The 5,081-nt window shown below is 40.2% G+C and carries 2 protein-coding genes and 2 pseudogenes; all 4 read left to right on the forward strand.

Translation table 11 applies throughout. The annotated features are described in order from the left end of the window. Positions 1-428 (forward strand): annotated as a pseudogene (locus ACERC7_RS10400) (recombinase); the annotation flags it as partial. 124 nt (positions 429-552) lie between these two features. Beyond that, positions 553-4,251: an SHIRT domain-containing protein gene (locus tag ACERC7_RS10405; protein ID WP_373666882.1), complete on the forward strand. Its 3,699-nt coding sequence runs from the start codon at positions 553-555 to the stop codon at positions 4,249-4,251. Between the two features lie 108 nt (positions 4,252-4,359). After that, the gene (locus ACERC7_RS10410) at positions 4,360-4,467 is read left to right on the forward strand and encodes an LPXTG cell wall anchor domain-containing protein (RefSeq protein ID WP_373666883.1); all 108 of its coding nucleotides are present in this window, start codon (positions 4,360-4,362) and stop codon (positions 4,465-4,467) included. 227 nt (positions 4,468-4,694) lie between these two features. Continuing rightward, positions 4,695-4,958, forward strand: a pseudogene (locus ACERC7_RS10415) (transposase family protein); the annotation flags it as partial. Between the last annotated feature and the right edge of the window lie 123 nt (positions 4,959-5,081).

The raw sequence follows: 5,081 nt of genomic DNA on the forward strand, positions 1-5,081 counted from the left end.
TGATTGGACATTACAACCATCAAGGTTACCAATATTTTTCCTGTCGTTATTGTAAGGGGCAGGGAGAAAAAATGAAGTCTTGTCGAGTGGATAGGATTGAACAAGCAATCAAAGGGAAACTAGGAAATGAAGCAGTAAAACCTCATCAAAAGGTATCTAAGACCCTTGTTCTTCGTGAAATTGAACGATTGAAGACAGAAAAACTTGCCTGCTTTCAGGACTACAAGGATAGCCTGTTGACCAGAGAAGATTATATTGCCAAGAAAAAGGAAGTAGATAAATATGTTCAGGCTTTGGAAGAACAGATGAAAGAAGCGAACTGTGTTCAGTTACCAACTGACAAGAGGTTAAGCAAAGAAATTGTAGTTGCACACGTTGACAAAGTTGTGGTTGATTGTCTTGGCTTTTTTACAGTCATCTACAAATAGCTGAGGAGGAGACTTGTACCCTAGCAAGTCTCTTTCTCGATGGGATAGTTTGTGGTATAATGAGTGTGTAATCTAGCAGATAAATAGTGTCAGTTACTTGACATAAGAGGGTAAGATTGTTGTTGTGGACAGTTTGGTAGATAGAACTTTTGATACCATCACTAAAGCGGTGACGATTGAAGGTCATACTGAAAATGCTAGCCTGACTTTGAATCGCCCAGAATTAGTAATTAATGCTGCAAGTACGCTTAAAAACCTAAATTTACAGATAAATCCAGACCTATCTGTAATGCCTAAAATAACAGCGAATGCTCCTCTAACTCTTTCAGAGATAACTACTGGCAATCGTCCTCCTGCTATTAAGGCACAAGAACTTATGATCACAGGGACTCGTGATGCTCAGTTTACTACGATTGAAATGACAAGTGGTCAAATTGGCTCAAATGTTACGGCGGAAACCTTAAAAGGTTCTGGTACTAGCAAATCCAATAGAATCATTCAATTTGAACCGACTGGAACAATTACACTAGACGGTGTTAACTTATCCAATGTTACAACCAATGGTGGTAGTTTAGAGCTCACTAACAATGCCAATATCAAATTGAGTAATAATCGTCAAAGTAACAGCGCTTATGTTGTTTCAAGAGATTCTATATTAGATGTTGATAATGCTAAAACAGACGCATGGGATCTTTCGGGAGACGGAACAGTCCGTATAGCTCCTCAAAACAAGTTAACAGCTAAGACAGGTGTTAGCATGAATGGTTTGAGATTTGAAGTAACCGCTCAAGATAGTCAAGCTACCCTTCATAATCATGTTTATTTAGATTTAGACACTGAAAGCACTGCGACGATGGTCATGAAAGGTAATGAGCGCCTTATTAGACAAGATAGTAATAATGACTTTGTCTACAAACATCCTTACGATGTGTATTATGAATTTTATCATAACGACAAAGAGATTGTAGCCCCACATCCCGTAATGGCTATTCTTCCTTCAGAGAGCTTGGATAATGAACAAGAGCCTGAGACTCCGAAAAATCCTTCGGATATCCAAACGGATTCAGGAACTTGGACTTTTGTTAATTGGACTAAAGAAACAGAGCAAGATACTCCAACTATCATTATTTATAAAGGAAACTGGAGATTTGCACCTAAGGTAGTAACGCCGATTTCAAATCGTGTTACCTATGTCTATGCCTTTACTAAGGGTGAGGAAAGTAACTTTAACAAAAATCAAGTTTCAACGGTTCCTGTAGCAACAACTGTTAAACAAGGTGATGTTATTCCTATTCCAGAAGCTCCACAACCGAGTCTGGTTGAGAGTATTGATCGATTAGGAGAATGGCAGTTTAAAGGTTGGACCTCGTCAGATGATGTATCAGAAAACCATGATATTACAGTCACTGGTACCTGGGAGTTTGTGCCTTACAAGCCTGTTGATTTTTCGATTGCTTATGAGGCGGACCAAGAGCGTGACGCAGGTACTGACAATGTTATTAAGATTTCTGGTGTTCCTGGAAAACAATCAGCGATTACGGGTAAGGTAGTTGTTCTACCAACGCTTCAGGTTGTTACCGTTGGTACTAAACCAAAGGTTGAGGTTAGAGAAGCAGCTACAATTCCTGTTACTTATGTTAGAGATGATGCTAAAGAAGCTAATATTAAAACAGAAGTTAACCAAGGTCGCCCTGAAAAAACAACAATCCGAACCACTTTTGACATTGTCGATGGTAAAGCTGTGCCTAAAATCACAGAAACCACGGAAGAAGCGATTCCAACGACGATATCAGTTGGTACTAAGCCACTTGTGACCGAGGAAATATCAAAAATTCGATTGAAATTTGTAGCAAACGAACAAGATTCTGCAGGGCACATGGTCATTACTGATGTGGGTAGCCAGACTAGAACTAAGGTGACAACCCCTTATGAATTAGTTAATGGAACAGCTGTTCTTGATGAAGTTAACAAACAAACCGTTGTTTATGAGGGTTCTCCTCGAATTGTGACTGTCGGTACTAAACCTGTTACCACTCAAATAAGTCAAGATTTAGCAGAAAAAGTGGTTGAGGATTCAAATGTTTTAGCAGGAACACCTGATAAAGTAACACCTGGTCGACCAAAACTAACTGAAATCCGTAAGACTTATACTCTCAATAAGGATACTGGTAAAGTAGTTGAAAAGGTTGAGGAAGTTATCGTAGATGCTGGCCTTGCCCCTGAGCGTATTGTTGGTACTAAAGCAATGGTTATCAATCCAGCAACATCGATTAGACAACCTAGAAATTATCAGATTTCGTATCGCTATAGTTTTGAAAATGGTCAAGAAACTAATTTTGATGTCCAAAAAGCTCCTCTACCTAGTGGAAAAACAGTGTCTGAAAATGAAACTATCTCAGTACCAAATCTTTATACAGATGTAGTAATTGAAAGTAAAGATGCGACAGGTGAGTGGAAATTCAAAGGATGGAATCCGGCAAATGAACAAGTGGTTTCAGGACCACTTACGTTCACTGGAACGTGGGAATATAAAGCTTACTCTATCGTAGAGCCATCAATTCGATATGAGGCAAATGACCAACTCGCTTTTGCTAGCCAGCCTGTTACTATTTTAGGTCAATCTGGTAAAGCCTCTGCGTTCACTGGTCGATTGATCGAAAATCCTACTGATACAGTGATACAAGTCGGTACTAAATCTCTCATTCAAGAGCTGGTGGGAACAGATATTCCTGTTCGCTATGTTGCTGATGATAATATTGAAGCCAACAAACGAGTGACTCGCATTGAGGGAAGTCCTGCAATCACTACGACTCGAACCTCTTATCGTCTTGATGGCGATAAGGCAGTGGTTGTTGATCAAACAACTATTCTAAGCACCAAGCCAGCTGTTGCTAAAGAGATTGTTGTCGGTACTAAACCTAAACTTGTTCGTCAAGAAGAAGTGCTTTCTGAAATGGTTGAGTATGATGGTAATAACCTTGTTGGTAGTCCAGATAAAGTTATTCCAGGACAACCAAGAGTCACAGAAACCCGAACGATTTATAGTGTGGATGAGCAAACAGGTGCTCTATCAAGGCAAGTAACCACTGTGGTCACTGATCAAGGTCTAGCTCCTAAGCGTATTATCGCTAGTAAGGCGCTAACCTTGGCACCAATTCCTTCTCCAACTGTACCGACTATACCTCAACCGTCTAAGGATGTCTCAGAAAGCTACACGATAGTTGTTTCGGCTGATGGTAAAGAGGTTCAAGTATCAGCATTTGATGATGTGGTTTATGCTGTCTTTTTGGAGCATCTCTCTGCCCTTATCGAAGCTAAATTGTCCGAAGGTCTTGTTTATGACTCAGCTGCCCATGAAGACAATACGGTTTATCTCTTCTTCCATCATCCTATGGATGACCAGTCGTCAGGTGACGCTCATGTTGTTTCTTCCGTCAACCCACCAGTGGAAAACTATGAGATTACAATCCTGATTGATGGGAAATTGGCTCAAATATTATCCTTTGATCTGATGGCCCATGCTGTTTTCTTGGAGCATCTCTTTGCTCTTATCGAAGTAAAACTATCAGAAGGCTTAACTTATGTGTCAGCTGATTATAAGGGCAAGGCTGTTACTTTAAGTTTTATAAGGCCAAAGAAAGTGACGAAGGGCACTGCTGAGACAATAAGCTCTCAGTCGTCTTCGACAGACCAGCAGCTAGCGACGATTAAACCGACTCTAGCTGTAAAGGATGCTTTTAAAAAAGAAATGGCTTTAAAACAACATGACGAAAAGTCTCTTCTCAAAGGAGGAAGCGCTGCCGCTGGTGGTTCTAATCAATGAGAGTCAGCCTTACTGTCATCCAAAAACAGTCAAGGGACGCCTTTGACTTGGAGAAATGGAACTTTTAACAAGCCTAATCAATCATCGGTAATACCTACTTATCAAGCGATGTTACCTAAAACAGGTGCTAGCAACAGGCACTTACTGGCAGTCGGAGGTCTTACTCTGACAGGCCTGACCTTTATGTTTATTTCTCTCAAACGTCGTCAAAGCTAAGTTACTGATGACTTGTAGATTCAGTTTGACTCTAAAACCAGTTCCTGTTGGGACTGGTTTTTTAGATAGGGCGATGGGATTGGCTTATGGAGTCGTAAGATATATAGACTCTATAATTTCTGTAGTGGGTAAATCCACCACGGAGATTATAGAGCCTTTTGAGTATGAAAAAAGCCCCATATGACCTATAATGAAAAGCGACCAAACCATCATTAGAAAGGTGTCATATGGAACAGTTTAATTTTATCACAAGCCTACTGGAAATTAAAGACCCTAACATTACTATTTTGGAAGTCGTTGATGCTGAAAGTCACAAGGAAGTCATTGCTAAGCTGGACTACCAAGCCCCAAAATGCCAACATTGCCAAGGACAGATGGCGAAATACGACTTCCAAAAACCGTCTAAAATTCCTTATCTTGAATGTGCTGGCTATAAAACGTTGATTCGTTTAAGAAAGCGTCGCTTCCGCTGCCAAAAATGCGGAAAAATGGGCTCTTTGTCAACTGTAGTGGGTTGACCCACTTAACACCGAGAGAGGACAGTTCTTGTCTTCTCTCGTTTTATGTTTATGGCAATGAAAATGCGAGTTTTGTCTTTTCAAAGTTTCTGAAAC

This window comes from Streptococcus sp. E17BB (assembly GCF_041807725.1).
GTDB lineage: Bacteria > Bacillota > Bacilli > Lactobacillales > Streptococcaceae > Streptococcus > Streptococcus entericus.